General features: G+C 65.1%; 20 protein-coding genes. 8 read left to right on the top strand and 12 right to left on the bottom strand.

Translation table 11 applies throughout. The annotated features are described in order from the left end of the window. The 4 genes from AC630_RS15985 to AC630_RS15970 form a co-directional block, all read right to left on the bottom strand. The coding region (locus AC630_RS15985) for a TIGR03809 family protein (protein ID WP_143198070.1) at positions 1-629 on the bottom strand (629 nt) is incomplete at its 3' end. Between the two features lie 465 nt (positions 630-1,094). Then, entirely contained in the window at positions 1,095-2,801 is a 1,707-nt protein-coding gene (locus tag AC630_RS15980) for a S8 family serine peptidase (RefSeq protein ID WP_074119472.1), read from the bottom strand. Positions 2,802-2,817: 16 nt separating this feature from the next. Continuing rightward, positions 2,818-3,510, bottom strand: coding sequence for a hypothetical protein (locus tag AC630_RS15975; protein ID WP_074119471.1), 693 nt, complete (start codon positions 3,508-3,510; stop codon positions 2,818-2,820). Continuing rightward, positions 3,507-4,076 carry a sigma-70 family RNA polymerase sigma factor gene (locus AC630_RS15970; protein WP_074119470.1) on the bottom strand — a complete coding sequence of 190 codons (570 nt, stop codon included), beginning with the start codon at positions 4,074-4,076 and terminating at the stop codon, positions 3,507-3,509. The genes AC630_RS15975 and AC630_RS15970 overlap by 4 nt, the downstream gene beginning before the upstream one ends. Positions 4,077-4,516: 440 nt before the next feature. On the opposite strand from AC630_RS15970, the gene AC630_RS15965 reads away from it, so the two are divergent. Together AC630_RS15965 and AC630_RS15960 are read left to right on the top strand one after the other, a co-directional pair. Then, positions 4,517-5,674: a GGDEF domain-containing protein gene (locus tag AC630_RS15965; protein WP_074119469.1), complete on the top strand. Its 1,158-nt coding sequence runs from the start codon at positions 4,517-4,519 to the stop codon at positions 5,672-5,674. Positions 5,675-5,737: 63 nt separating this feature from the next. Further along, entirely contained in the window at positions 5,738-6,838 is a 1,101-nt protein-coding gene (locus tag AC630_RS15960; RefSeq protein WP_074119468.1) for a DUF2336 domain-containing protein, read from the top strand. Positions 6,839-6,951: 113 nt separating this feature from the next. Here the strand turns inward: AC630_RS15960 and AC630_RS15955 are convergent, their stop codons facing one another. After that, positions 6,952-7,590, bottom strand: coding sequence for an NrsF family protein (locus AC630_RS15955; protein ID WP_074119467.1), 639 nt, complete (start codon positions 7,588-7,590; stop codon positions 6,952-6,954). Positions 7,591-7,592: 2 nt separating this feature from the next. Further along, positions 7,593-8,138 carry a sigma-70 family RNA polymerase sigma factor gene (locus AC630_RS15950; RefSeq protein WP_074119466.1) on the bottom strand — a complete coding sequence of 182 codons (546 nt, stop codon included), beginning with the start codon at positions 8,136-8,138 and terminating at the stop codon, positions 7,593-7,595. 293 nt (positions 8,139-8,431) lie between these two features. Between AC630_RS15950 and AC630_RS15945 the strand changes: the two genes are divergently transcribed. From AC630_RS15945 to AC630_RS15930, 4 genes are all read left to right on the top strand, one after another. Beyond that, entirely contained in the window at positions 8,432-9,082 is a 651-nt protein-coding gene (locus tag AC630_RS15945) for a hypothetical protein (RefSeq protein WP_074119465.1), read from the top strand. A 139-nt stretch (positions 9,083-9,221) separates the two neighbouring features. Then, positions 9,222-10,001: an enoyl-CoA hydratase gene (locus AC630_RS15940; RefSeq protein WP_074119464.1), complete on the top strand. Its 780-nt coding sequence runs from the start codon at positions 9,222-9,224 to the stop codon at positions 9,999-10,001. Positions 10,002-10,221: 220 nt separating this feature from the next. After that, complete coding sequence (locus AC630_RS15935) at positions 10,222-11,619, top strand: TolC family outer membrane protein (RefSeq protein WP_074119463.1); 1,398 nt, start codon at positions 10,222-10,224, stop codon at positions 11,617-11,619. A gap of 70 nt (positions 11,620-11,689) precedes the next feature. Next, positions 11,690-12,601: an amidohydrolase family protein gene (locus tag AC630_RS15930; RefSeq protein WP_074119462.1), complete on the top strand. Its 912-nt coding sequence runs from the start codon at positions 11,690-11,692 to the stop codon at positions 12,599-12,601. A 28-nt stretch (positions 12,602-12,629) separates the two neighbouring features. On the opposite strand, the gene AC630_RS15925 is transcribed toward AC630_RS15930, so the two are convergent. From AC630_RS15925 to AC630_RS15915, 3 genes are all read right to left on the bottom strand, one after another. Next, complete coding sequence (locus AC630_RS15925; RefSeq protein ID WP_074119461.1) at positions 12,630-15,746, bottom strand: efflux RND transporter permease subunit; 3,117 nt, start codon at positions 15,744-15,746, stop codon at positions 12,630-12,632. A gap of 27 nt (positions 15,747-15,773) precedes the next feature. Beyond that, positions 15,774-17,018, bottom strand: a complete 1,245-nt coding sequence (locus tag AC630_RS15920) for an efflux RND transporter periplasmic adaptor subunit (RefSeq protein WP_074119460.1) — start codon at positions 17,016-17,018, stop codon at positions 15,774-15,776. 145 nt (positions 17,019-17,163) lie between these two features. Further along, positions 17,164-18,576 (bottom strand): CoA transferase, encoded by a 1,413-nt coding sequence (locus AC630_RS15915; RefSeq protein WP_074119459.1) that lies wholly within the window; start codon positions 18,574-18,576, stop codon positions 17,164-17,166. Positions 18,577-18,631: 55 nt separating this feature from the next. Between AC630_RS15915 and AC630_RS15910 the strand changes: the two genes are divergently transcribed. Together AC630_RS15910 and AC630_RS15905 are read left to right on the top strand one after the other, a co-directional pair. Further along, entirely contained in the window at positions 18,632-18,919 is a 288-nt protein-coding gene (locus AC630_RS15910) for a hypothetical protein (RefSeq protein ID WP_074119458.1), read from the top strand. A 177-nt stretch (positions 18,920-19,096) separates the two neighbouring features. After that, positions 19,097-19,867 carry an SDR family NAD(P)-dependent oxidoreductase gene (locus AC630_RS15905; RefSeq protein WP_074119457.1) on the top strand — a complete coding sequence of 257 codons (771 nt, stop codon included), beginning with the start codon at positions 19,097-19,099 and terminating at the stop codon, positions 19,865-19,867. Positions 19,868-20,129: 262 nt separating this feature from the next. Here the strand turns inward: AC630_RS15905 and AC630_RS15900 are convergent, their stop codons facing one another. Genes AC630_RS15900 through AC630_RS15890 form a run of 3 tightly spaced genes read right to left on the bottom strand, consistent with a single transcriptional unit; the run spans position 20,130 to position 25,919 of the window. Continuing rightward, positions 20,130-23,585, bottom strand: a complete 3,456-nt coding sequence (locus AC630_RS15900; protein ID WP_074119456.1) for an error-prone DNA polymerase — start codon at positions 23,583-23,585, stop codon at positions 20,130-20,132. Continuing rightward, entirely contained in the window at positions 23,582-25,234 is a 1,653-nt protein-coding gene (locus AC630_RS15895; RefSeq protein WP_074119455.1) for a Y-family DNA polymerase, read from the bottom strand. Before AC630_RS15895 ends, AC630_RS15900 begins: the two co-directional genes overlap by 4 nt. Continuing rightward, on the bottom strand, positions 25,131-25,919 hold the full coding sequence (locus AC630_RS15890; RefSeq protein ID WP_074119454.1) for an ImuA family protein: 789 nt from the start codon (positions 25,917-25,919) through the stop codon (positions 25,131-25,133). Before AC630_RS15890 ends, AC630_RS15895 begins: the two co-directional genes overlap by 104 nt. Between the last annotated feature and the right edge of the window lie 22 nt (positions 25,920-25,941).

Raw genomic sequence — 25,941 nt, 5'->3', positions numbered from 1 at the left:
AGCGGTGCCCTCGCAGCGGGCGCCTTGAGCGGTGCCACGGCGGCAGGCGCCTTGGGCGGCGTCATCGCAGCAGGCGTAGTGAGCGGCGCCATCGCGGCAGGCGCAGCCCGCGGTGCTCTCGCAGCGGGCGCCTTGAACGGTGCCACGGCAGCAGACGCCTTAGGCGGTGTCGTCGCGGCAGACGCGGCGAGCGGCGCCATCGCAGCCGGCACGGCGAGCGGTGCGATCGGGGCTTCGGTGATTTCGGCAAGTACGCCCGGCTTGGGATTGAGCCGGACCGGCACAGCGGTCTCGGGGGCGATGCGGACGGCCTTCGGCTGCACGGTCTGGACCTGCTCGCGCGGAAACACGCGGGGCATCGTCGCCGGCGACCAGCCGAATGCGGGTGTGACACTTGCGGCCGCCGCGGCAACATCCGCACCGGTCGCGAGTGCGCGCCAGGTCTGGACGGCCCGCTTGGCTTCCTGGATGTTTTCGAGGAATGCGATCTCGGAGTGATAGCGGCGCCAGCGTCCGGTCTCGAACATCTCGGAGAGATGTTGCAGCCGCTGCTCGGCGAGAGCGCACCAGCGTGTCGCAATGTCGCGGCAACCAGCCACGTCGCGAAAGGCCTCTTGGCGATGTGTCATGAAACAGCCCGTCAGGAGAAAAATACGGACGCGACGCAACGCACACGAATCAATTTAGACGCGACATGAATATTTTGTGGAAAAGTTTTGACTTGTCCAGCAACGACACGGTCCCCGTCACAAAATTCCGTAGTCGTGCGGAGTTTTCAGACGCTTACGAGTCAAGCTTCGCACAAGCATGACGGACTTGTGCCACGTCGAGTCGACCAGGGGTGATGAACGCAAGCGCGACCTTTCAACCGGAAGCTGAGCGAGCGGGACCGCCCAAAAGAAATGACCCGTCCGGGGGGACAACCGGACGGGTCGAGCCATATGGGCGCTTGGGGTGGATGGGCGCTCGCGCCTGATATGACTTATGGGGAGGGATGACCGCTCCCACATATTTTGGTCGTGGCAGGGCGCTGAACGTTCAATGCGGCGTTCGATTTTTTAACCTTTGGCCGGCGTACATCTTTGTCGCAGCCGCTATCGCGACGCCGGCCTATCCGCCTGAGAAATCGTGGATTTATCGTCGGCGCTCGACAGCGAGGGTTGCTCGATGGCGCGGATGCCGGGCTCGTCGCGACGCTTCTCGGCATCTTCACGTTTTGTTGTACCGGACGCGGCCGCAACCGGCGTCGCACCGTCGGCGGGAACAGCCATGACCGCCGCAAACGCATCGGCCTCGCCGTCGCCAAAGAGATCATCACGCCCGGGTGAGCCGAGGTCGCGTGCGGTCTTCGCCAGCGTCATGCGCAGCGCTTCCGGCTTCAAGGCGTAGTTGCGCTCGAGCAGCAGCGCCGCGACGCCGGAGACATAGGCGGCCGAGAACGAGGTGCCCGAGGTTATCTGGTACTTGCCGTCCGGGGCCGGCAGGAAGATGTCGACGCCGGACGCCGCCAGCGCGATGTAATTGCCGCGGTTGGACGCGGAGAAGAGCTTGTCCTGCTGATCGGTCGCGCTGACCGCGATCACGTTGGGATTGGCGGCGGGATAAAGCGGTGGTGATTTCGCACCTGCGTTGCCGGCGGCTGCGATCAGCACCAGCCCGCGTGCCGCGGTCGCCGCGATGGCGCGCTCGATCACGGCATCCTTCGGACCGGCAAAGCTCATATTGACGATCTGCGCGCCATGCTCGGCGGCATAGTTGAGGGAGCGCAGAATGATGTAGGACGAACTCTGGGCGCCGCCGGTGGTGCCGCCGAAGGCGCGGATGGCAATGATGCGCGCTTCCGGCGCGCTACCCATCAGCCGGGCATGCGCCACGATGGCGCCAGCGATGCCGGTGCCGTGGACGTGCGGGCCGTCAGTGCTGCCAAGCGCATCGAAATTGTCGGCGATGGAATTGGCAAGCTCGGGATGCCTGGCGTCGATGCCGGAATCGATCACGGCAACCGTGACGTTCGCGCCATGCGCCAGCGTGTGCGCCTGCGGCAGGCGGAGCTTCGCCAGCACGTATTGTGCGGGATCGCCCTCGGTCGGCACGGACGATTTCTGGTCCTGGAGCACATAGCGGAAGTTCGGCTGAACCGAGCGCACGCTGCCGTCGGCAGCGAATTCGCGCCGCACCGTCTCGAACGGGCGGCCGTCGCTGATGCGGAACAGGCCGAAAGTAGCCCCAATCAGCGGGAAATTCTCGGAGGAGACGCGCGTCAAGCCGTGGCGGCGCGCAAGCTCGTCGGCTTCGGTCGCCGACAGCGCGCTGTCGATCTCGGCGACGAATTCGTTGGCGAAGGTGCGCAGATTTGCGGCGACCGGCGTGCTGTCGGCGCGGCCCTTGTTCGCGCTCTTATTGCCCGACTTGCCGGCACCGTTGCCATCAGCGTTCGGCTGCGCCAGGCATTCCCCGTCGGCGTCGCGATAGGGCGCAGAGCAGGCCGGATAGAGATTCGGCGAGTAGCGCGCATAAGGCAGCACCGGCTTCGGCACTGTCCGCGCCGAGATCCGTGCGGTGGTGATCGCACGCGGGCCACGGCCAACGCTGACCGCCCGCGCGGTAACACCCGGGCTGACGCGCGCCGCGATGCTCGGAGAGATGGTCGGCGTTCGCGAGGGGACGCTGATCGTGGGCGTGCGCATGATCGCCTGCGCATGCGCGACCTCGACGCCGAGGCAGGCGGCAAGCAGGAGCGCGGTTCCGACCGACGAAGCGTAGGCCCCCGCTCTTACCCCATTCTCGCACTTGCGCGTCATCGATTCAGTGGCGCGTTTACGGCGCCGCGACGGCGAGATTGACGAACTTCTCGCGCTCCATCTTCCTGAGCAGCGAGGCGAGCTCGTCCTGGCCCATCGCCTTGTCGAACTGGAGGCGGAACATGCCGCCCTTGGCATCACCGATGATCGAAGCCTGGTAGCTATCGAGCAGCGCGGTGATGTCGGCGACGCGCGCCTCGGGCGTGAAGCGCACCAGCGCGCGCGCCGGTGCGGCAGCGCCGAGCTCGCGCGTGGTCGGCACGCCAATCGAGAGCGAGGCAGTCTCGAAGGTCGCGGTCCGGGTCTTCATCAGCACGACGCCGATGATGCCGGCTTGCAGCAGCAGCGCGATGGCGCCGAGGCTCGCCGACCAGGCGAGCGTGCGCGGGGACAGGCTCGAGAAGAAGGTCGCGATGCGCGCCGAGAGCGGCAGCGAACGGGGCGCTTGCGCGGGCTCCGCATCGATCGCGGCGAACAGCTTCTGCATCGCGCGCGCCGAGGGAGCACCCAGGCTCTCGTTCAGATGGATGGTCTCTTCGTACTCGCCGCGGATCGCAGCATATTGCTTCGCAAGCTCCCGATCACGCGCCAGCGCTTCCTCGACGCGGCTGGCGTCGCGCGCGTTCAGCGTGCCGGCGGCGTGCCACGGCAACAGCATTTCAATTTCACTGGGCTCTTGCTCCAGCATCTTCTTGCTCAAAGCCATCATGGCCAGCCTCGCTCAACGCCGGCTGCCTTCAGCAGTTCGGCCAGTTTCTTGCGCGCATAGAACAAGCGCGTCTTCACAGTGTTCTCCGGTATTCCGACGATTTCGGCCACCTCTTCCACGGACTTCTCGTGGTAGTAGACGAGATCGACGATTTCCCGGTGTTCCGGCGAGAGGCCCGTCAGACACTCCCGCAATGCTTCACTGGTATCCTTCTTCTGCACCACCGTTTCGGGATCGTCGGACTGGTCCTCGATCGCGTTCGCGGCGTCTTCGTCCAATTCGAAATCCTTCCTGCGCCGGAGCGCAGACAGGGCCTTGAATCGGGTGATTGCCAGCAGCCAGGTGGAAACGGCGGATCGGCCCTCGAACTTGCCGGCTTGACGCCAGACGTCGAGAAACACCTCGCTGATGAGGTCTTCCGCCGCCTGCTCGTCCCGCACGAGCCTGAGCCCGAACCGATACACCCTGACATGGTGCCGCCCGTACAGCACCTGCATGGCGAGCCGGTCACCTTGAGCGATCCTGGCGATCAGGATCTCGTCCGAAGCCGCCTGTGTCACGCTCAAAGCCCGTCTCGCAAAGTTGGTCGGGTCGATGCAGCGGACGGTTCGACGGGAGGTGCAAAATTGTTCAGGCTACCGCAATCGTACGGGGGCCAGTGTGATCTACCCCACATACGCGTATTTTTCTCGTCCCACCCGCGGCGGTTGGCCGCCTCGATCCAGATCGGTAACATAATACTGAAACACTTTCCTGCGGAATGCCTGCCCGGCACGGGCGGGTCGACCAAGTTTGGTTCCATAGCAGCCCTGCACGACGTATGTCCCACGAACCCCTGCTTTGGCTCGACGGCATCGCAAACGATGCCTAATCACCGGCAAAATTCCCCCCGCCGGCCGATATTCCCTGGTTCTGCGCTGCACCGTTCGGATTCGGTTTCAAAGGATACCAAACCTAAAGGCTTGCCGCGTAGATTTTTGGGCTGACATCCACCAGTGGCAGGACCATGAGCACGGCCGCGACGTCCTTACCGGAGAGGAATGCCGCTGAGGCCGCGGATCTTGTGCTCGGGCCCGAGGCGGCGGCACCCGAGGTGCTGGCGCGCCGGGCCCGGCAACGCCGTCAGATGTATGTCGGCCAGGTCGCGAGCTACTCGCTCGCCGCTTTCGTCCTGCTGCTCTACGCCCATGACGGCGCGATCTCGATCGACGTTCCGTCGCTGTTCTGGCTCGGCGGTCTCCTGATCATCGGCACATTCACCGTATTGTCGGAGGCCGGCGTCGGCGACAAGCACACCGACCACTATCTCACCGTCTTCCAGATTTCAGCGCATATGGCACTGCAATTCGTGTTCCTGGTGTCGGTGCCGGCCGTCGGCGTCGCCTTCATCAGCGCGCTGTTCCTGATCTTTGCCTTCGGCACGCTGCGCATGACCTCGGCCCAGGCGATGCTGACCTGGGCGCTCGCGGCCACCGGCCTTGCCGCCGTCTTCCTCGCCTCCGACCTGCCCATCGGCATGCCCGTCGCGACGAGGCTGCAGCGGACCGCCTCGATGCTGTGCTTCGTGCTGGTGATCGGCCAGTGCGCCTTCCTCGGCCTGTTCGGCGCCACGCTGCGCAAGATCCTGTACCGGCGCAGCATCGAGCTGAAGGCCGCCTATCAACGCATCGAGGAGCTGGCCGAGCTCGACGAGCTTACTGGCTCCTACAACCGCCGCTGCATCATGCGGCTGCTCGACGCCGAGATCGAAAAGTCACGACAGGCGTCGGTGCCCTGCGCGATCGCGCTGATCGATCTCGACTGGTTCAAGCGCATCAACGACGCCTACGGCCATCCCGTCGGCGACGAGGTGCTGCGCACCTTCGCGGTCACCATTTTCGCCAACATCGGTCCGGACGACCGCTTCGGCCGCTACGGCGGTGAGGAATTCCTGCTGCTGCTGCCGGGCACCGAAGGCGACGCGGCGTCGCGCATGCTCGAGCGCTTGCGCGGAATCGTCGCTGATCTCGACTGGAGCGCTTTCTCCCCCGGCATGCGGGTGACGATTTCCGCGGGCGTCGTGACGCTGCGCGACAACGATACTGCCGACACGTTTCTCGCGCGCGCCGACAGCGCGCTCTATTCCGCCAAGGCGCAAGGGCGCAACCGAATTACGACGAGCTGACCAATCCATTTTCTCCCGGCGCGCGAGAATGCGCCGCCGGACCAAACGCTCCAGGACAGGGCAATGATATCCAAATCCGATAAACCATCCGAGAACCTGCTCGAGGAACTGCAGGCGGCGCTGTCGCACGGCACCGTTGCGCGCCGGGTCGAGACGCTGCGCCGCGTCACCGACCTCTTCCTCAACAACGCGGTGGATTATTCCGACGAGCACACACAGGTATACGACGACGTATTCCAGTGCCTGATCGAGCAGATCGAGACGTCGGCCAAGGCCCTGCTCGCCAACCGCCTCGCGCCGATCGCGGCTGCACCGCCCAAGATCATCCGAACGCTCGCGCTCGACGAGGTCATCGAGGTCGCAGGCCCCGTGCTGTCGAAATCGGAGCGGCTGGACGAGGCAATCCTGATCGAGATCGCGCGCAGCCGGGGCCAGGCGCATCTGAAGGCGATCTCGCTGCGGCGGGTGCTGTCGCAAGCGCTGACTGATGTGCTGGTGATGCGCGGCAACGAGGACGTGGTGCAATCGACCGTCAGCAATCCGGGCGCGCAGCTCTCCGAGGGAAGTCTCACCGACCTCGTCTCGCGCGCCGAACGCGACGACGACCTCGCCACCTGCATCGGCCTGCGGCCCGACCTGCCGCGCCATCATTACCTGAAGCTGGTCGCGAAGGCGTCCCTGAGCGTGCGCAGGAAGTTAGAGGCCGCGCATCCGGAGCTCGCGGACGAAGTGTCGAGCGTGGTCCAGGAAGCGGCCCGGCGAGTCCGCGCAGCCGCCACGACCAGGCAGACCGAGATGGCGCGCGCGCTGGTCAAGTCGCTGCACGAAGACGGCCGTCTCAACGAGTTCCAGGTCACCGCCTTCGCCGAGCAGGGCAAGTTCGACGAGACCAATGCGGGGCTCGCGGCGCTGGCGGGTGTCCCGGTCGAGACCGCCGAGAACATGATGATCGAGAGCCGCAATGAGGGCGTGATGATCCTCGCCAAGGTCGCGGGCATGCAGTGGTCAAGCGTGCACGCGATCATCTCCATGCGCGAAAAGCTCTCCGGCGGCTCGCAAATGGACATGCTGACGCTGCGCGATACCTACGAGGCCCTGCGCAGCGCGACCGCGCAGCAGGTGCTGCGCTTCCACCGCATGCAGAACGTGACGCCGGCGGCCTGAGGCCTGCGGAGCTAGAGCCATTTCCGTTCCGAAGGAATCGGAACGGGGCTCTAGTTTCTTGTTTTGACGCGTTTTCTTTACGCGAACCGGTATCCACTTCGCTCGAAAACGCTCTAGTACCGCAGGACTTTCGAGCCGACCGCCGCGCCGATCGCCGTCACCACCGCAGTTGCGATCGTATACCAGGTCGCGACGAACAACGGCGAGTCGTCGGTGCAATGCGTCGCATAGAGCGTCGCGGCGAGCCCCGCCGAGAGCAAGCCGGCCAGCGCTCCCGCAAGCGCGGGGCGCGAGGGTGCGCCGTGCCGCAGGCCGAACAATGCGCCTGCGAGCAGCGGCAGCGACATCGCGGGGATCGCCATCAGGCAGGCCCTGGAATTCTTGCCCATCAACCGCATCGTCATCGGCATCGCCGGCGCCATCATCGTTTCGCTGCCGATCGCAACCGCAAGCAGGCCCACGGGAAGCAGCAGCAGCCAGCCCCAGCCGCGCATCAAGGCCTCGGGCCGCGACAGATGCAGGCTGACGATGATGGCGGGGATCGCGAGCGACAGCGTGACGGCGAACTTCATGTCGAAGAACGGGTTGTGCATCGCCGTCGTCACGTCGGCGCGCACGCCGAGGGTCATCGCAAAGATCAGGATCGACAGGGGCGCCGCCACCAGGAGCGCCATCGTCAGCATGGCTCCGACGCGCGGAGCGCGGTGGGCGTTGTCGGCCGCGAGCGTGCGAATGAGTTGATCGGTATCCATGACTAGTGGTCCCGCAGTTTGGCAGTGAGCGCCGCAAGTCCGCGATGCAGCGCGACCCGCACCGCACCTTCGCTCATCGAAAATTTTGCCGCCGTGTCCTTGATCGAAGCGCTGTCGACCGCGATCGACTGCAACACGTCGCGCTGGCGCTGCGGCAGGGTGTTGAGCTGCGCTGCGACCTCGCCCGCCGACGCGGTCTCCTCCGGCACCTCGCCCGGCAGAGTCTCGGCGAAATCGTCGATGTTGACGAAGACACGCTTGCCGCGCCGCCTGAGCGTATCGATCAGCTTGTTGCGTGCGATCGCGAACAGCCACGGCGCGAAGGGGGCTTCGCTGTCCCAGGTGTGCCGTTTCAGATGCACCGCCAACAGAATCTCCTGCACGATATCCTCGGCCTGGTCGGGGGGCTGGCCTGCCCGCGCCAAGCCGCGCCTCGCAGCGGCGCGCAGCACCGGCGTGACCGCCTTCAACAGCCGATGATACGCTGCATCATCGCCCGCAATGGCCGACCGCATCAGGCCGGTCCACTCGTCCTCACGTCCGCGCACGCGCGCCCCTCACCATGCAATTCGGCCGCTCTTTCAATTTGTTACGCTGCGCGCCAGCAGATCACGAATTCGTGATCGACACCGAGCATCGCTGTCCGAGCAGTCGTGGAAGTCCGCGACGGCTCATAACACCGATCGGTCCCGTCCGCACCCGAAGGCCGGTCACGAAAGGGGGCGCCTTGCCCCGTTTTCGCCCGGTGTAGCCCGAAGATTCCCATTTTCTGCCCCGCTGTGGTCACGCCGCAGCGTCTCTGTTCGGTCCCGGGACGGGCGGAATTGGGGAGATCGTCAACATGATGAAAGCCAGCGGGCGCGCGGCATCGATCCTTCTTGCCGGACTTTTCTTGCTGTTCGGAGGCGTTGCACAGGCAGCACCGAGTTCGGCTGCAAGCAGCAAATCCGACAGCGCGGACAAGCAGGCCGATGCAGCCAAGCCGAGCAAGCACCGGCACCATACTTCGAGCCATAGCAGCAGCAAGGCGGCGCAGAAATCCGACGACAAGGCTGACAAGACGGACGCCGTGCCGAAGACCAACGAGGCCAAGGCCGGCAATGACGCGCCGGCGTCCAGCCAGATGCCGCCGCAAGTCGCCAACGCCAATGCACAGGTCGCCGCCGCTGATACGCCGACGGCTGCCGCGGCCTCCGCGATGACCGGCCGCGCCAACGACAATGTCCAGGCAGCGGCCGATAATACCGCTGATGCCGAGGCCCAAGTGGTGGCGCCCGATCAGCTCAACGACCTCGACCGCGCCCTGCAACAGGACAACCCGGCGGCGCAAAAGGCGGTGATTGCTCCAACCGACGCGCAGCCGCGGCCGGCGCCGGTGATGGCAAGCAGCCAGAGCTCGGCCTGGGACCAGAGCTCCCTGATCGGCAAGATCTTCATCGGCTTCGGCGCGTTCCTGACACTGGCCTCCGCCGCACGCATGTTCATGGCCTGAACCAAGGCCTGGGGGGACCTCGTCCGGAACACGCATCTCGCGTGTTCCGGTGGCCTTGTTCCCAGAGCTTTTTGGCCCCCCTTGAAGCCCACCGCGCCAGCGGGCACATTGCCCGCCCAATCAATAGCGTGGGTGGAGCATGAGCACGTTCGAACACATCATCGTCGAAAGCAAAGGCGCGGTCGGCATCGTCAAGCTGAACCGGCCGAAGATGCTCAACGCGCTCTCCTTCGGCGTCTTCCGCGAGATCGCCGCGGCCGTTGACGACCTCGAGGCCGATGATGCCATCGGCTGCATCGTCGTGACCGGCAGCGAGAAGGCCTTTGCCGCGGGCGCCGACATCAAGGAGATGCAGCCGAAGGGCTTCATTGACATGTTCTCGGAGGACTTCGCCGCGATCGGCGGCGACCGCGTCGCGCGCTGCCGCAAGCCGACCATTGCCGCAGTCGCAGGCTACGCGCTCGGCGGTGGCTGCGAACTCGCCATGATGTGCGACTTCATCATCGCCGCTGATACCGCCAAATTCGGCCAGCCCGAAATCACGCTCGGCACCATTCCCGGCATCGGCGGCACCCAACGCCTGACGCGCGCGATCGGCAAGTCCAAAGCAATGGACCTCTGCCTCACCGGCCGCATGATGGATGCGGCGGAAGCCGAGCGCAGCGGCCTCGTCAGCCGCATCGTGCCCGCAGACAAGCTGATGGACGAAGTCATGGCAGCGGCCGAGAAGATCGCCGCGATGTCGCGCCCTGCGGCCGCGATGGCCAAGGAAGCGGTGAACCGTGCCTTCGAAACCACGCTCGCCGAGGGCATGAGCGTCGAGCGCAACCTGTTCCACTCGACCTTCGCGCTGGAAGACCGCTCCGAGGGCATGGCGGCGTTCATCGAAAAGCGCAAGCCGGTGAACAAGAACCGGTAAGGCCGACGAGCGGTAAGGCTGGTGTAAGTCTTTGCTGCGTTCCCGCAACCCCTGTGACGCACCTGCAACAAGCACGGAATACATGGGGGTTTTCCCCGCGGCAGTTTGCCTGCGGGACCCCGGCTGGTTAAACAGTTAAGAGGGCCGCCGTCGGCGGGGGCGAACAGCCGGGGTTTAGCGGGATTACATGATTGGGCGTGCCGCGAGAGCTGGTCGCGTGATGACGCGGCATCGATCCGGTGTGGGTCCTGCGCTGGCGATATGGACCACGCTGGTGCTTTCTTGCGCCCTGCCCTCGGCCGCATGGGCGGAAGCCCTGCCGGAGGCGCTCGTCAAGGCTTACCAGACCAATCCGCAGCTCAATGCCGAGCGTGCGCGGCAGCGCGCGACGGACGAGATTGTGCCGCAGGCGCTGGCCGGCTACCGGCCGCAGATCGTGGCGAGCCTCAGCGCCGGCCTGCAGACGGTGCGCAACCTGCTGCCCGACAACACCATCCAGACCGCCAGCCTGAAGCCATGGGTTATCGGCGTCACGGTGACGCAGACCCTGTTCAACGGCTTCCGCACCGCCAACAGCGTGCGGGTCGCGGAACTCCAGGTGCAGTCCGGTCGCGAGGCGCTGCGTAATGTCGGCCAGGGCGTGCTGCTCGACGCGGTCACCGCCTACACCAACGTGCTGGCGAACCAGTCGCTGGTCGAGGCCCAGCGTTCCAACGTCGCGTTCCTGCGCGAGACGCTCGCCGTCACCCAGCGCCGCCTCAATGCCGGCGACGTCACGCCGACCGACACCGCCCAGGCCGAGGCGCGCCTCAACCGCGGCCTTGCCGATCTCAACGCCGCCGAAGTCGCGCTTGCCGTGAGCCAGGCGACCTACACCCAGGTGATCGGCAATCCCCCGTCGCAGCTCCGGCCCGCCGAGGTCGTCGACCGCTATCTGCCGAAGAGCCGCGAGGACTCGATGACGATGGCCATCCGCCAGCATCCAGCGGTGATGGCGGCAGGCTTCGACGTCGATGTCGCCTCGACCAACATCCGCGTCGCGGAAGGGGCGCTGCTGCCGAGCGCCAGCCTCCAGGGCAGCGCCAGCAAAAGCCGCGACAACGACCCGTCGTTGAGCACCCTCGCCGAGAACCAGGCATCGATCGTCGCCAGCGTCACCGCGCCGATCTACGACGGCGGCACGGCCGCCTCGCAGACGCGGCAGGCCAAGGAGATCACGGCGCAGAGCCGGCTCGTGCTCGACCGGGTGCGCAACCAGGCGCGCACGGCGGCCGTCAGCGCCTGGGTTGCCAACGAGGGCGCCAAGATCGCGGTCTCGGCCTCGGAGTCCGAGGTGAAGGCGGCGACCGTCGCGCTCCAGGGCGTGCAGCGCGAGGCCGCCGGCGGACAGCGCACGACGGTCGACGTGCTGAACTCGCAGGCCGACCTGATCCAGGCCAAGGCCCGCCTGATCGGCGCGCTGCGCGACCGCGTCATCGCCTCCTACACGCTGCTCAGCGCCGTCGGCCATCTCGACGTCAAGACCTTGAGCCTGAACACGCCGGACTATCTGCCCGAGGTGCACTACCAGCAGGTCCGCGACGCCTGGCACGGCCTGCGCACGCCGTCGGGGCAGTGATATCTTGCTGTAGGGCAGCACCCTAGCTCGACATTTCGCTGTCTTCGCCCTCTATGCCGCCGGATTAGCCATGACCGACAAAGTCTACGCGCGCGCAGCCCAACCCGCGACGCCGATCAATTTCGACGTCCCGGCGCATGCCTGCGACTGCCACACTCACATCCATGGCGATGTCGAAAAGTTTCCGTTCTTCGCGAAGCGTGTCTATACGCCGGGGCCGGCCTCCCCGGAGGAGATGGCGGCGCTGCACAGGGCGCTGCATATCGAGCGCGTGGTGATCGTCACCCCCAGCGTCTACGGCACGGACAATTCCTCCAGCCTGTTCGGCATGAAGGCGCGGGGCGCGACCGCGCGCGGGGTGGCTGTGATCGACGACAAGACGACGGAAGCCCAGCTCGATACGATGCAAGCGGCCGGCTTCCGCGGCATCCGCATCAATCTCGCAACCGACGGCGTCAACGATCCCAATGTCGGCCGAGCCCGCTTCACCGCCGCCGTGGAGCGCATGAAGGCCCGCGGCTGGCATGTGCAGCTCTACACCACGCTGCCGATGATCTCGGCGATCAGGGATCTCGTGCTGGCTGCGCCCGTGCCGGCGGTGTTCGACCATTTTGGCGGCGCTGAAGCCTCCCTCGGGCTGGAACAGCCTGGATTTTCCGATCTGATCGAGCTCGTGAAATCCGGCAAAGCCTATGTCAAAATCTCCGGCGCCTATCGTTCGTCAAAGCTCGCGCCCGACTATCAGGACATGGCGCCCTATGCGCGGGCACTGATCGCGGCGAACGCGGACCGCATCGTCTGGGGGACCGACTGGCCGCATCCGGATTCAGGCCCTGTCGAGGGACGCAAAGCCACTGACATCGCACCGTTCTACCCGATCGACGATGGGCGCCTGCTCAATCAGTTGCCGGTATGGGCGCCGGATGCGGATGTGCGCAAGAAGATCCTGGCCGACAATCCGGCGCGCCTCTACGGATTTTGATACGCTGCGGGCGAACGGATTTCAGCGCTCAGCGCGCGCGGCGGGAGAAGAAGGAGATCAGGACCGGCAAGGTCACCAGGATCACGACCGGCGCCAGCATCATGCCGGTGACGACCACGACCGCGAGTGGCTTCTGCACCTGCGAGCCGATGCCTCCCGACAGCGCCGCCGGCAACAGGCCGACGCCGGCGACCACGCAGGTCATCAGCACGGGCCGGAGCTGCAATTCGCCGGTGCGAATCACCGCGCTCATGCGGTCCATGCCTTCCTCGATGAGCTGGTTGAACTGCGAGATGATGATGATGCCGTCCATCACGGCGATGCCGAATAACGCGATGAAGCCGATCGCCGCGGAGACGCTGAAGGCGGTGCCGGTGATCACCAGCCCGAGCACACCGCCGAAGATCGCCATCGGGATCACGCTCATGGCGAGCAGCGTGTCCGTCATGGAGCTGAAATTGAACCAGAGCAGGATGGCGATCAGCGCCAGCGAGATCGGGACCACGATCGACAGCCTCTTGATCGCGTCCTGCAGATTGCCATACTCGCCGACCCATTCCATGTGCGAACCCGGCGGCAGCTGCACCTGCTCGGCGATCTTCTGCTGCGCCTCGCGGATCGCGCTGCCGAGGTCGCGCTCACGCACCGAGAATTTGATCGGCAGATAGCGTTCCTGCTGCTCGCGATAGATGTAGGCCGCGCCCGAGACGAGGCTGATATTGGCGACCTCGCTGAGGGGGATCTGCGTGACGGTGCCGTTCGGCCCGGGCGCGCCGATCCGCAAATTCTGGATCGCCTCGGCGCTCTTGCGATATTCCGGCGCAAGGCGGACGATGATCGGGAAGTGGCGGTCGCTTCCCGGCTCGTAGAGGTCACCCGCGGTATCGCCGCCGATCGCGACCTTGATGGTGGCGTTGATGTCGCCCGGCGCAAGCCCATAGCGCGCGGCCTTGGCGCGGTCGATGTCGATCTGGACGGTCGGCTGGCCGAGCGAGGTGAACACCGCAAGGTCGGTCACGCCCTGCACGGTGGCGAGCACCGACTTGATCTTGTTGGCGGTATCAGTGAGCGCCTGGAGATCGCTGCCGAACAGCTTGATCGAGTTCTCACCCTTCACGCCCGAGACAGCTTCAGAGACGTTGTCCTGAAGATATTGCGAGAAGTTGAACTCGACGCCGGGGAAGCGGTCGTCGAGCTGCTTGAGCAGTTGCGCGGTCAGCTCTTCCTTGTCACGCGTACCGGGCCACTCGCTCGCGGGCTTGAGCGGCGCGAAGAACTCGGCGTTGAAGAAGCCGGCGGCGTCGGTGCCGTCGTCGGGACGGCCGTGCTGCGATACCACGGATTCCACTTCGGGCCGGGCGCGGATCAGCTTGCGCATCTCGTTCACGTAGCTGTTGCCTTCCTCGAGCGAGATGGTCGGCGGCAGCGTGGCGCGGATCCAGAGATTGCCCTCTTCCAGCTTGGGCAGGAATTCGAGGCCGAGCAGCCGGCCGAGCGCCACCGTCATCAGCACGAGGCCGACCGCGCCACCGAGCACGATGTTGCGGTTGGCGACCGCCCAGTTCAGCACCGGCATGTAGAGCCGGTGCAGGATCTGCATGACCCTGGTCTCGGTCTCCTCGACATGCGCGGGCAGGATGATCGCGGACACCGCCGGCGTGACGGTGAACGTCGCAAGCAGGCCGCCGGCCAGCGCATAGGCATAGGTGCGCGCCATCGGCCCGAAGATATTGCCCTCGACGCCGGAGAGCGTGAACAGCGGCAGGAAGGCGGCGATGATGATGGCCGCGGCAAAGAAGATCGAGCGGGAAACGTCGGCCGCGGCACTGAGGATTGCGTGGCTCTTCATGCCGAACAGCGTCTCGGGCGACATCTGTTCGGATTCCGACACCGGGGTCGTCTGCGTCAGGCGGCGGAAGATCGCCTCCACCATGATGACGGTGGCGTCGACGATCAGGCCGAAGTCGATGGCGCCGACCGACAACAGGTTTGCCGATTCCCCGCGCAGCACCAGGATGATCACGGCGAAGAACAGCGCGAACGGGATGGTGGCGCCGACGATCAGCGCGCTGCGCAGATCGCCGAGGAATATCCACTGCAACAGCACGATCAGCAGGATGCCGACCACCATGTTGTGCAACACGGTGTGGGTGGTGAGGTCGATCAGGTCCTTGCGGTCGTAGATGCGTTCGATGCGCACGCCCGGCGGCAGGATGCTGGACCCGTTGATGGTGCGAACGAGCTCCTCGACACGCTTGATCGTCGGCGTGCTCTGCTCGCCGCGCCGCATCAGCACGATGCCCTGCACGATGTCGTCGGCATCGTCGAGGCCGGCAATGCCGAGACGAGGCTTTTGACCGACGGTGACGGTGGCGACATCCTTGACCAGCACCGGATTGCCGTTGGTCTGGGCGATCATGGTATTGGCGAGGTCGTCGATCGAGCGGATCAGGCCGACGCCGCGCACCACGGCCGATTGCTGGCCGATATCGACGGTGTTGCCGCCGACATTGACGTTGGAATTGCTGACCGCCTGGAGCAGTTGCGGTAGCGTCAGGCCGTTGGCCACCAGCTTGTTGTTGTCGACCTGAATCTCATAGGTCTTGCTCTTGCCGCCCCAGCCGGTGACGTCGATCACGCCGGGCACGGCGCGGAAGCGGCGCTGCAGGATCCAGTCCTGGATCGTCTTGAGGTCGAGCACGCTGTAGTTCGGCGGACCGACGAGGCGATAGCGGAAGATTTCACCGATCGGGCTGAGCGGCGAGATCTGCGGCTGCACGTTGCCCGGCAGCGGCGCGAGCTGCGCGAGGCGGTTCAGCACCTGCTGCAGCGCCTCCTCGTAAGTGTAGGCAAAGGAGAACTGGAGTTTGACGTCGGAGAGGCCGTAAAGCGAGATGGTGCGGATCGTCGTGAGGTTCTTCAGACCTGCGACCTGGGTCTCGATCGGGATCGTGATGTACCTCTCGATCTCCTCGGCCGACAGGCCCGGGCTTTGCGTCACGATGTCGACCATCGGCGGGGTCGGATCGGGATAGGCCTCGATGTTGAGCTGGTTGAACGCGATCACGCCGCCGATCAGCACGGCGACGAACATGCCGACCATCAGGAAGCGCCGGTTGACGGCAAAGGCGACGAGGCGATCCATCAGGTCTTCAGCTTCTTCTGTCGTCGATCAGCTACCGGACGCCGCGCGGTCGATGAACAGGCTGCCCCTGGTGATGATCTGCTCGCCGGGCTTCAGGTTGCTCGTGACCTCGACGAGGTTGCCATTGATGAGGCCGGTCTTGATGTGGCGCAGCTCGACCGACTTGTCCTCGCGCGCGACCCAGATCCGGACCTTGTCGGCTTCGTAGATCAGGGCCTGCTTCGGCACAGCCGGTGCGGCACGGCCGCTGGCCGAGTAGACGGTCACGTTGGCGAACATCTCCGGCTTGAGCAGCCCGTCCTTGTTGTCGATGGTGGCGCGGACCAGCAGGCGGCGGGTGTTGGGGTCGATCGCGGCGGCGACGTAGTTGATCTTGGCAGTAAACGGATGGTCGGGCAGCGCCATGACATTGAAGGCAATATCCTGACCGATGTTGACCGAGGCCGCATCGCTTTCTCGGACGAATGCCGTGAGCCAGACCGTGGACAGGTCGCCGATCACGAACACCGGGTCGCTGGCGCCGGCGCTGACATACTGGCCGGGGCCAATCTTGCGCTGCACGACCGTGCCCGCAAGCGGCGAATAGATCGTGATCTCCGGATTGATGGCGGCCTTGTCCTGGAACGTCTTGATCGACTCGTCGGTGAAACCGAGGATGCGCAGCTTGTTGCGGGCGGCCTCCAGTGCCGTCACCGAGGAGCGCATGTCGTTCTGCGCCTGGACCTGGGTCGCTTCGGCCTGCTGATAGTCCTTCAGCGGAACGGCGTGGCCCTCATAGAGATCCTTGGCACGCTTGAACTGGATGTCGGCGAGCTCGAGGGCCGACTTCGCCTTGTTCTGCGACGTCATCGCCGAGATGAAATCGTTCTGGGCCTGCACGGTGTCGGCGGCCTCGATTGTGAACAGCGGTTGACCTTGCGTGACGCTCTCGCCCGGCTTGGCGAGCAGCTTGGTCACCCGGCCGGCATAGGGCGAGAACACCGGCGTCGAACGGTCCTCGTCGACCGCGACCTTGCCTTCGGTGACATGCTCGGCGCGAAAGGCTTTCTCCTTGACCGGCTCGATCGTCAGCGTCGCCCATTCGGACGGCGTCGGCGTGAAGTTCTGGGCGTTCCTGCGCGACTGGCTGGAGATTTCGGAGTGGCGCTTCTCCTTGGCGCCCGCATAGAGGAAGCCGTAGGCCCCGGCACCGGCAAGCGCCAGTAAAACTACGGATGTGATTACCCGTTGTTTTGTAAGCACCTGCAATCGCTTGGTATTTTTAACTACCATGGGGCCCGGTCATATCTGCGATGATCTCGGCAGATGACTGCCTCATCGGTCGCGCTAATAGTGCTGAACTGGGATTTCAAACAACCTAAAAAACGCTGGGCGGCCTTCGGTTTACGTTAAAATTTTGCGACGTGTCAGCTTCATGTCAGCTTCGCGCCGGCCATTGCGGCGGATGACTGCCGAGCGGCATCGCCGGACGGCTCCATCGTGCCGGCGTTTTCGACAGCACCGCCGAATGACGCACCGCCTTCAACGTGCCGAAGCCAGATGGCACGCTCTCGATGAACGCAGCATGTACAGCTTCGCCCGCAATATCCGGGGTGTTCAGGCCGCCGTCGAGCCGGCCGAGATTCCACAGCCAGCGCCCGGTCTGGGCCAGCGACACGCGGACTTGCCAGCTGCCGCCTTCGCGGGCCTGGCGCGCCTTGGCCATCATCGCGCCGAACGCCATCAGATAGCCGGTGGCGTGGTCGAGCATCTGTGCCGGCAATTCCTTCGGCCCGTCGATACCGGCGGCCCGCCCCTCGGCGTGGTTGAAGCCCGTCGTGGTCTGCACCAGAGAATCGAAACCGCGCCGCTCCGCCCAGAGGCCGGCATGGCCATAAGCCGACAGGGTGACGTAGACGATGCCGGGATTGATTTTGGCTGCGTCCTCCGGCGCGAAGCCGAGAGCAGCGAGCGCGCGCGGGCGATAGCCTTGCGAGAAGATGTCGGCATCTTTCAGGAGATCGCGCAGTTGCGCCCGTCCCGCCTCGCTCTTCAGTTCGACAAACGTCGTGAGCTTGCCGCGGCCGGTGTCGATGGTGAGCCAGGGAATGGCGGGCAACTCGGGCCCTGAAACCAGGAGCACATCCGCACCATGCGCGGCGAGCGTGCGGCCGGCGACGGGGCCTGCGATGACGCGGGAGAGATCGAGCACGCGAAGGCCGGCGAGCGGACGATCGCTGTTCGAGAATCCTTGGGGCCATGGCTTCGGCGGGGCATCGCCGATCTTCTCGATCGAGATCAGCGGCAGTTCGGCGAGCGCGCGCGCCTGCGGCAGCGCCGACCATTCGTCGTGGCTCCGCATCAAGGCAACGACGCCGCCGGCGGCATAGGCAGCGGTCTCGAAATCCTCGCCCTTCCATTGCATCAACGCGGCCTGCACCTTCTCGCGCTCGGGTTCGCAACCGAGCACCCTGCAGACGGCGTCGCGGTGATGCGGGAAATTGGTGTGGCAGCGGACGAAGCGGTTGTCGCCGGTCTTGTAGACCCCGGCGATGGCGTCCCAGGCCGGTGGCGGCGGCTTGTCGTCGAGGCGCAGGTAACGCTCGGAGCGGCATTCGGCGACGGCGTGGCGGATGTCGACGGTGACCTCCTGCGCCATGCCACTGCGCAGTCTCCAGATTTCAGCGGCGGCGAGGCCAGCAGCGGCGATCGTCGTCTGGCCGGCAACGGCGACGCGAAACGAGGACGGGATCTGCGGTTCTGCGCCGGTCAGCCGCACGCGTTCGAGCGCGGCCACGTCGCCGCCGACGGAGGTCCAGATGTCGCTGAGAATATCGGCGGGGCTTTGCATGGCCGCTTCTCTCCCTTTACTTTTCGACCATGTCATGATCGCAGAAAGGAATGCAATGGCCGCCGTCGACCCCCTCACCGCAGGCGCCGTGTTCGTCGCAACGGCGGCGACAGACGCGGTCTATGTGATGTTCACATCCGCCGTGATCGCACGCAAGCGCGTGCCGGCCGCGAGTTGGAGCGCGATCTGGTACCTGCTCTCATCCTACGCGGTGATCAGCTACACCGAGAACGCCTTCTATGTCGCCTTCGCCGCGGCCGGCTCCTGGGTCGGCGCCTACGTGTCGATGACCTTCCTGCACCGCCCGCCCGGCGGCCCGCCGGTTGGAGCTGCGCCGGAGTGAGGGGCGCGCCTCCCTCCACGTCGTCATTGCGAGGAGCTCTTGCGACGAAGCAATCCAGACTATTTCCGCGGATACATTCCTGGATTGCTTCGCTGCGCTCGCAATGACGAATTGGAGAGTTCAGCATGTGCCCCGAAACAGCTACACTCCCTGCGATCAACAAAAAGGAGCCAAACAATGGATCTCGGTCTCAAAGGAAAGAACGCCATCGTCCTCGGCGGCACGCGCGGCATCGGGCGGGCGATTGCGACAACGCTCGCCGGGGAAGGCGCCAATGTCGCGGTGTGCGCACGCAACGCGGATCAGGTTGCGGCCACCGTTGCCGAACTGAAGGCGAGCGGCGTTCGCGCCATCGGCAGCCCGGTCGACGTCACCGACGGCGCTGCGCTGAAATCCTGGATCGAGGGCGCCGCAAAAGAGCTTGGCGGCATCGACTTGCTGTTCTCCAATGCCGGCGCGATGGCGCAGGGCCAGGATGCCGCATCATGGGAACAGAACTTCCGGCTCGACGTGCTCGGCGCCGTGCACGCGTTCGATGCCGCGCGGCCGTTCCTCGAAGCCAGCGGCGAAAAAAGCGGCGATTCCGCCTTCGTCATCATCTCCTCGATTTCGGCGGCGCAGGCCGACCTCGCAAGCTCCTACGGCCCGATCAAGGCGGCGCTGATCCACATGGCCAAGGGACTGGCGCGGCAGTATGCGAAGAAGAAAATCCGCGTCAACGTGGTCTCGCCCGGCACCGTCTATTTCAAGGGCGGCGTCTGGAACATGGTCGAGCAGAACATGCCGGAGCGCTACAAGGATGCGATGAACCGCAATCCAACCGGCCGAATGGCAACGCCGCAGGAAATCGCGAGCGCGGCGGTGTTTCTGGCAAGCCCGGTGTCGTCGTTCACGACCGGCTCGAATCTCGTCGTGGACGGCGCGATCTCGAACCGGGTGAATTTCTAGGGGCGTGGTTTGCGGCGCTCGCTCCGACGTCATGGTCGGGCTTGTCCCGGCCATCCACGCGCTGCCGCGCTCGCTGAAAGACGTGGATGCCCGGGACAAGCCGGTCAAGCCCGCGCATGACGACCGAGAGTGTGGGGCATCATCGCGCCGCAAACTCGTCATTGCGAGCGTAGCGAAGCAATCCAGAATCTTTCCGCGGAGGCACTCTGGATTGCTTCGCTGCGCTCGCAATGACGGTCTGGCGACAAACTACGTCACGGCCTCAATGAAAATCCCGCGACGGGGGCAGGATGCGGACGTTGCGGGGGTGACGGATTTTTTGTGCCGGCATATCCGCGTGGTCGCGACGGTCGTCATTGAAGGGCTCGATCAGGGCCGCGCTTGATGGCACCGGATGTTTGCGGCTCAGGGCATCGTTGGCAAGACCGACCAGATCGTGCGAGCGGTCGGTCATGCGCTGCGCGATGAGGTGCGTCACCTTCTCGGGGCTGCTCTGGATATAGCCCTCGACCAGGATGAGGCGCGCGCCCATCACCTCTTTGCGGTACTGCTCCATGATCTTCGGCCACACCACGACATTGGCGATGCCGGTTTCGTCCTCAAGCGTCATGAACACGACGCCGCTGGCGCTGCCCGGCCGCTGCCGGACCAGCACCACGCCGGCGCAGCGGACGTGGCGCCGCTCGTTCCCATGACTGATGTCCTTGCAGGCGACGACCCGTTCGCGCGTGAACATCTCGCGCAGGAATTCCATCGGATGGCCCTTCAGCGACAGCCGGATGGTCTGGTAGTCCGCGACCACCTGCTCGGCGCGCGGCATCACAGGCAGCGGCTTTGCGTGCTCGTCCGGCTGCTCGCGCGCGGTCGCCGCTTCGAACAGCGGCAGCGGCACATCGTCCGGCAGCCGCCGCACCTGCCACAGCGCCTCGCGGCGGTCGAGCCCGAGCGAGCGGAACGCGTCGGCGTCCGCCAGCAGGATCAGCGCGCGCTTGGGCAGGCCGGTATCGCGGGCGAAGTCTTCGAGCGAGGTGAAGGGACGGCGGCTGCGGGCGGCGATGATGCGGTCGGCCCAGTCTTCTCTCTTGTCATTCCGGGGCGACGCGTCAGCATCGAGCCCGGAATCCATCGAGCCGCATACACGTGGAGAAATGGATTCCGGGTTCGCGCCTTTCGGCGCGCCCCGGAATGACGACTGGAGACATTTCAGCTTCTCCTCATCCTCGTCCAGCCAGTGAAAGCCATCGATCTGGCGGAAGCCCAGGCGCACTGCGCAATATTTTCCTTTCCCCTCCTCCAGCGTGTTTTGCGCAAAACTATAGGACACATCGATGTCGCGCACCTCGACGCCGTTCTTTCGGGCATCGCCGACGATCTGCGCCGGCGCGTAAAAGCCCATCGGCTGCGAGTTCAGCAGGCCGCAACAGAACGCGTCGGGGTGATAATGCTTCAGCCATGAGGAGATGTAGACGAGCTGCGCGAAGCTCGCGGCATGGCTCTCAGGGAAACCGTAGGAGCCAAAACCCTTGATCTGGTCAAAACAGCTTCTGGCGAAATCAGGATCGTAGCCGCGCGCGACCATGTTGCCGATCAGCTTGTCCTCGTACTTGCCGATGGTGCCGACATTGCGGAAAGTTGCCATCGAGCGGCGCAGGCCATTGGCTTCCTCCGAAGTGAAATGTGCAGCCTCGATTGCGATCCGCATCGCCTGTTCCTGAAACAGAGGCACGCCGAGCGTTTTGTGCAGAACCTTGTAGAGCTCGTCCGCATCGCCATGCTCCGGTGACGGCGATGGATAGCTCACTTTTTCCTGGCCATTCCGTCGCCGCAGATAGGGATGCACCATGTCGCCCTGGATTGGACCCGGACGCACGATCGCGACCTCGATGACGAGGTCGTAGAAGGTCCGTGGCTTCAGGCGCGGCAGCATGTTCATCTGCGCGCGGCTCTCAACCTGGAACACGCCGAGCGATTCTCCACGACACAGCATGTCGTAGACGTTTTCATCGTCCTGCGGGACGCTCGCCAGAACCCAGCGCTCGCCCTTGTGCGCGTCGATCAAATCAAAACATTTGCGGATGCAGGTCAGCATGCCCAGCGCGAGCACGTCGACCTTCATCATGTTGAGCGCGTCGACGTCGTCCTTGTCCCATTCGATGAAGGTGCGGTCGTCCATCGCGGCATTGCCGATCGGCACATAAGTGTCGAGCCGGTCCTGGGTCAGCACATAGCCGCCGACATGCTGGGAGAGATGGCGCGGGAATTCGATCAGCTCGGTCGCAAGCTCGACCGCGAGGTTGATCATGGGATTTTGCGGATCGAGCCCGGCCTGCCTGACCTGCATGTCGTTGAGGCCCTTGCCCCAGCTTCCCCAGACAGTGTCGGCGAGCGCGGCGGTGACGTCCTCGGTCAGGCCCAGCGCCTTGCCGACGTCGCGGATGGCGCTGCGCGGACGATAATGGATGACGGTGGCGATGATCGCGGCGCGGTGGCGGCCGTAGCGGCGATAGACATATTGCATCACCTCCTCGCGGCGCGAATGCTCGAAATCGACGTCGATATCAGGCGGCTCCAGCCGCTCCTTGGAGATGAAGCGCTCGAACAACAGATCGACCTTGGTCGGGTCGACCGAGGTGATGCCGAGCACGTAGCACACGGCCGAGTTCGCCGCCGATCCCCGCCCCTGGCACAGGATGTTCTGGCTGCGCGCGTAGTGGACGATGTCGTGCACGGTGAGGAAGTAGTGCGCGTATTTCAGCTCGGCAATCAGCGCGAGCTCCTTGTTGAGCGTGGCGCGCAGCTTGTCATCGATCTTGCCGGCGAAATACTTGTCCACGCCCGCCCAGGTCAGATCCTCCAGATGCCCTTGCGCGGTCTTGCCCGGCGGCACCGGCTCGTCCGGATACTGGTATTTGAGCTGGTCGAGCGAGAAATCGATCTTGTCCGCAAAGCGCATGGTCTCCGCGACCGCCTCGGGAAAATCGCGGAACAGCCGCGACATTTCGCGTGGAGTCTTCAGGAACCGCTCGGCATTGGCCTCAAGCTTCCGTCCAACTGCCTCGATCGTGGTCTTTTCCCGGATGCAGGTCAGCACGTCCTGAAGAGGCCGGCGCGCGGGATGATGATAAAGCACCTCGTTGGTCGCGAGCAGCGGCACTTTTGCTTTTGCGGCGAGATCATCGAGCCGTGCCAGGCGGCGCCGGTCGTCGCCGCGATAGATCAGGCTCGCCGCCAGCCAGACGTCCTCGGCGCGGCTTGCCCTGAGCTTCGAAAGAACATCCAGCACCTGCTCGGGTTCGAAGCGATGCGGCAGCGTCAGGACCAGGAGCTGGCCTTCCGATAACTCCAGGAGATCAGCAAAAGTGAGATGGCATTCGCCCTTCTCGATCCGCGTGATGTCGTCGCCGCGCTTGCCCCTGGTGAGGAGCTGGCACAGCCGGCCATAGGCGGCGCGGTCGCGCGGATAGACAAGGATATCGGGCGTGCCGTCGATGAAGACGATGCGCGCACCGATCAGGAGTTTCGGCTTGTGCAGCACCTCGGCATTGTCGAGTTCCTTGTAGGCGCGCACCACGCCGGCGAGCGAGTTGTGATCGGCAATGCCGATCGCGGGAATGCCGAGGATGCTGGCCTGATGCACATAGGCGCGCGGATCCGAACCGCCACGCAGGAAGGAGAAATTGGTGGTGATGCCGATCTCGGCATAAGCGGGCGTGTTCATGCGAAGAGACCGTGCACATACCAGTGGGGAGAAACCGGTTTGCCGTCGTCGTCGAACGCCTCCCCCTCGTAAAGACCGTCGCGAAAAATCCAGAAGCGCAAGCCCTCGGCATCCTCGATACGGAAATAATCCCGTGTCAGCTGCCTGCCGTCCTGCCGCCACCATTCCATTGCGATGCGCTCGGGTCCCTCCACTCGCACCACCGCATGCAGCGCGCGGCGCCAGGTGAATTGATGCGGAGGGCCATCGGGCACGGTCGCGAACGGCACCTTGATCGGCTCCGGCTTGTCGAACAGCCGCAACGGGCGCAACGGCGGCTCGCTCTCGGCGCGCACCGGCCATTCGGCCTGCATGGCGGCGGCGAGATGATGCTGCGCCGGCGCGGCCAGCACCGCGCGTTCGGGGATATGGGTGTCCTGCGGCAGGTGCACGACGACCCGCTTGCCGCCGATGCGCGCGGCGATGCGGTCGATCAGCGCGGAGAGCTCGTCATTGTCGTGGACATGGGCGTCGAGATCGCGCTGCTCCTGCACCACGATCTCGGTGCGGCTTGCCGACAGGCGCACCATGTCGAAGCCGAAACCGGGATCGAGGGGATCGGCAAGCGCATCGAGACGCTCACGGAACAGGCGATCGACGACCGCGCTTCGCGTCACCGGCCGCCCGGTCTCGACCATGATCGCGCGCACCACGCCGTCGGTCCGGAAGAAGGCGGCTTCCAGGCGTCGCGCGCCTTTGCCCTGCTTCTCCATGGACGCGATCAACGTGTCGGCGAGCCGCGATAGCGTCATTGCAATCATGGTGTCGGTCGCGATCGGCTCGGCAAAGCGCTTCTCAACGATGTAATCGGGCAGCGGTTTGCGCGGGTTGATCGGCGCATCGCCCTGCCCCAGCGCATGCGCGAGCAGCGTGGAGAACCGGGCGCCGAACCGCGCCGTGATCTCGTGGGAGCTGCGCAAGGCGACATCACCGATCGTCTTCAGGCCGGCACGGCGCAGGCCGGTGGTAATGGCCTCGCCCGCGCCGAGCGCTGACACTGGAAATCGGCTGATCGCCTCCGCCTCCCCGCCATCGGCGACGATGCTGCCAGAAGCCTGCCGCGTCAGCGTGCGCGCGCAGACCGAGGTGCCGGCGATCGCCGCGCTGACGGCAAAACCCTGGCGAGCGAGGGCGCGGACGAGGGTCTGCAACAACGCAGCTTCCCCACCGAACAGATGCGCGCAGCCGGTGATATCCAGGAACAGTCCGTGCGGCGGATCGAGCGCCACCAGCGGCGTGAAGCGATCGCACCAGTCGGCGATGTCGCTGAGCGTCTTCGCATCGGCCACGACATCGGCGTCGAACACCTTCAGGTCCGGGCACATCGCCCGCGCATTCGCCAGCGGCTGGCCGATATGCAGACCGAGGCGCTCAGCGGCCTCATCCAGCGCATGGATCACCAGCGCATTGTTGTCCTTGATGACGACAATACTGGGCTCGTCTTTTTGTTTTGACGCGTTTTCTTCACGCGAACCGGTACCCACTTCGCTTGAAAACGCTTTGCCTTTACCCAACCCGGCGCTGCTGAAGAAACGCTGGATCCGGTCGATGGGCAGGCGCGGCAGCCACAGGCTGAGGATACGCCGACGGCTCAGAGAATTGGCACTCATCACATTTCCATTCCATGATCCACCGGCCGCACGGGCCATGACGATTGCGCAAGAGCTCGGCATCGAAGCGCGGCGCGCCCCAGGCACTCCACACGGCCCCCGGTGGCGAATGCGCCGCGCGCAGCATCCATCTGGTCTCCGCGGTCGACGGCAAAGGTTGCGCGGCCATCCGCAGCATCAGGCCGGTGACGCCGGAAGATTGCGCGGCCAGCGTCAGCTTGCGGCTTGCCACGAGATCGAACTGCCGCGTCTCGCCCCAGAGCTCGAGCACGACGGCACCCAGCGCATCGCAGGCGAGCGCATCGGCCGAGGTGCGCAGCGCGCTCTCCACATCGGCCGCGCGCACCATCACCACGCGGCGCGGATCGAGACCGAGCTCGGCAAGTCCGCTCATCGACAGCGCGCCTGTTTCAATTTCCGAAAAATCCTGCCGCACCCACAGCAGCGGCCGGCGCGCCGAGACTCGTCCCGCAAGCCCCATGACGAAGCCCGTCGCGGCCGTCCCCTGCCGGCCCTCGCAAAACACCTCGTGGATCGCCGCGCGCGCGAGCCCGCCCTTCAGCGCGCCGTCGGCCTCGCTGTGGCCGAGCGCGACGCGATCGTGCTGATGCACGACCTCCGCCGTCTCGATGCGCTCGATCTGGCCGCGCAAGGTCGCAAGCGCGCTTGTTCGTGCGCCGCTCATGCTCGCCGCTCCTTCAGAGGTG

The sequence above is a fragment of the Bradyrhizobium sp. AS23.2 genome, from assembly GCF_001908185.1.
Taxonomy (GTDB): Bacteria; Pseudomonadota; Alphaproteobacteria; order Rhizobiales; family Xanthobacteraceae; genus Bradyrhizobium.
This window is presented reverse-complemented; position numbering and strand designations above follow the sequence as displayed.

Coding starts and splice junctions, on each gene's coding strand:
- AC630_RS15980 (WP_074119472.1), bottom strand. CDS start 2,801: ATGACGCGCAAGTGCGAGAATGGGGTAAGAGCGGGGGCCTACGCTTCG.
- AC630_RS15975 (WP_074119471.1), bottom strand. CDS start 3,510: ATGATGGCTTTGAGCAAGAAGATGCTGGAGCAAGAGCCCAGTGAAATT.
- AC630_RS15965 (WP_074119469.1), top strand. CDS start 4,517: ATGAGCACGGCCGCGACGTCCTTACCGGAGAGGAATGCCGCTGAGGCC.
- AC630_RS15960 (WP_074119468.1), top strand. CDS start 5,738: ATGATATCCAAATCCGATAAACCATCCGAGAACCTGCTCGAGGAACTG.
- AC630_RS15955 (WP_074119467.1), bottom strand. CDS start 7,590: ATGGATACCGATCAACTCATTCGCACGCTCGCGGCCGACAACGCCCAC.
- AC630_RS15945 (WP_074119465.1), top strand. CDS start 8,432: ATGATGAAAGCCAGCGGGCGCGCGGCATCGATCCTTCTTGCCGGACTT.
- AC630_RS15940 (WP_074119464.1), top strand. CDS start 9,222: ATGAGCACGTTCGAACACATCATCGTCGAAAGCAAAGGCGCGGTCGGC.
- AC630_RS15935 (WP_074119463.1), top strand. CDS start 10,222: ATGACGCGGCATCGATCCGGTGTGGGTCCTGCGCTGGCGATATGGACC.
- AC630_RS15930 (WP_074119462.1), top strand. CDS start 11,690: ATGACCGACAAAGTCTACGCGCGCGCAGCCCAACCCGCGACGCCGATC.
- AC630_RS15925 (WP_074119461.1), bottom strand. CDS start 15,746: ATGGATCGCCTCGTCGCCTTTGCCGTCAACCGGCGCTTCCTGATGGTC.
- AC630_RS15920 (WP_074119460.1), bottom strand. CDS start 17,018: ATGGTAGTTAAAAATACCAAGCGATTGCAGGTGCTTACAAAACAACGG.
- AC630_RS15915 (WP_074119459.1), bottom strand. CDS start 18,576: ATGCAAAGCCCCGCCGATATTCTCAGCGACATCTGGACCTCCGTCGGC.
- AC630_RS15910 (WP_074119458.1), top strand. CDS start 18,632: ATGGCCGCCGTCGACCCCCTCACCGCAGGCGCCGTGTTCGTCGCAACG.
- AC630_RS15905 (WP_074119457.1), top strand. CDS start 19,097: ATGGATCTCGGTCTCAAAGGAAAGAACGCCATCGTCCTCGGCGGCACG.
- AC630_RS15900 (WP_074119456.1), bottom strand. CDS start 23,585: ATGAACACGCCCGCTTATGCCGAGATCGGCATCACCACCAATTTCTCC.
- AC630_RS15895 (WP_074119455.1), bottom strand. CDS start 25,234: ATGAGTGCCAATTCTCTGAGCCGTCGGCGTATCCTCAGCCTGTGGCTG.
- AC630_RS15890 (WP_074119454.1), bottom strand. CDS start 25,919: ATGAGCGGCGCACGAACAAGCGCGCTTGCGACCTTGCGCGGCCAGATC.